We start from the raw sequence: 1396 nt of genomic DNA, 5'->3' as shown, positions 1-1396 counted from the left end.
TCAGACAAGATTTAGAAAGTTCTGAATCTACGGTGAGTAATCTTGTCAAAGTATCACTGACTGATAATCAATTCTCTGCTCTAGTTAGCTTTGTGTTCAATATAGGACCAACAGCGTTTAGGCGCTCGACATTATTACGTAAGTTGAATCATGGTGATGATCAAGGGGCTGCCAATGAGTTTCTTCGTTGGAACAAGGGTGGTGGTCGAGTCCTATTAGGCTTGAGCAAACGCAGAGAAGCGGAGCGTAAACTGTTTCTGAGCTAATTCAAATTGAAGGTTAAAGGTTGCAGGTTGAAAGGTTGAAAGTTTGAAAGGTTGAAGATTGTCATCCAAGGCTACACCTAATACCTAACCCCTAACCCCTCTAAGTTTGGCAAAATGTATAATAAAAGACCTATCACCCAGTAAGGTAATTACTCACCTTAGCCAAAAAAATGGGTTTAAAGCCCCGTCCTTCTAGGACGGCTTTTATTTTAATCTCTGACTTGACAGTTTTCACAGAGCGTGTTATTGAAAAATATAACAGATAACTAAAAACAATACGGATAGACACTATCTTAGAATAAGTAGACAATGTAAAAAACAAGCTAAGAGATAAGCATGTTGCATAATCCAATCTAACGATTTGGTCGTCTATGAAAATCTAAGATTAAAAAAAATATGGGCTCTCCTAGACTGATTATAGTAAATGAGTAGTTTAAATTAGCGATTACCCCTTAAATAGCAAGGGATTCAATAAACTAAAAATACATTTTTAGTTTATTGGCATTTTTAAATTAATCAAACCCTTGATTAGTAAAGGCTATGGCGATTATTTTATACTTTATAATAGCCACTCTAGGAGAGCCAAAATATTTAAAATCATTGTCTATCTAAATCCTTAATAATTTAGGTACGGTGGGGCACACCGAAACCTAGGTCATAGACCAAACACGCTCATGGAGAATTGTCCTCTACCTTTCCTGGCTCCGGCCTGGTTAGGCAAGACAGCTCGTTGAAGTGAGAATCCCCGTCCATAAGCGGGCGGGGAGTGTCAACAAACCAAAAGTTTATTTGGGCTACAGGCATGACCAAACAAGCACCTACTTCCTTGCTTTACCTAAACGTGGCACCGACTCAAGTAGTGCGTTGCTCCTTGGAAGAATCAGGAAATGCGATCGCACGGCTGGGAAATCGTCCTTTGATTCTAGGAGGTCAGCATACTCTGGCTACCCTAGCCTCATCACTGGAATCGGTTTTGGAACAGCATCAACTCAGTTATGAATGCGCATCCTACAGTCCTGATTGCAGTGAGAAGTCTCTAGCTAAACTCTCAGAAGCTGTTGCTGCTCATCAATCTGACTTGATTATTGGGATTGGCGGAGGTAAGGCGTTGGATACTGCTAAAATCCTAG

2 protein-coding genes are annotated in these 1396 nt (G+C 40.2%); both read left to right on the top strand.

Annotation, left to right across the window (positions count from 1 at the left end; genetic code table 11):
- On the top strand, positions 1–266 hold a 266-nt coding region (locus F6K38_RS41965; RefSeq protein WP_287360763.1), incomplete at its 5' end, for a lysozyme.
- A 766-nt stretch (positions 267–1032) separates the two neighbouring features.
- A partial coding sequence (locus F6K38_RS41960; protein ID WP_287360761.1) for an iron-containing alcohol dehydrogenase occupies positions 1033–1396 on the top strand: 364 nt, incomplete at its 3' end.

It is taken from the genome of Moorena sp. SIO3B2 (assembly GCF_010692525.1).
In the GTDB taxonomy this organism is placed as follows: Bacteria; Cyanobacteriota; Cyanobacteriia; order Cyanobacteriales; family Coleofasciculaceae; genus Moorena; species Moorena producens.
The sequence above is the reverse complement of the archived record's forward strand: the minus strand, read 5'-3'. Positions and strand labels throughout refer to the sequence as shown.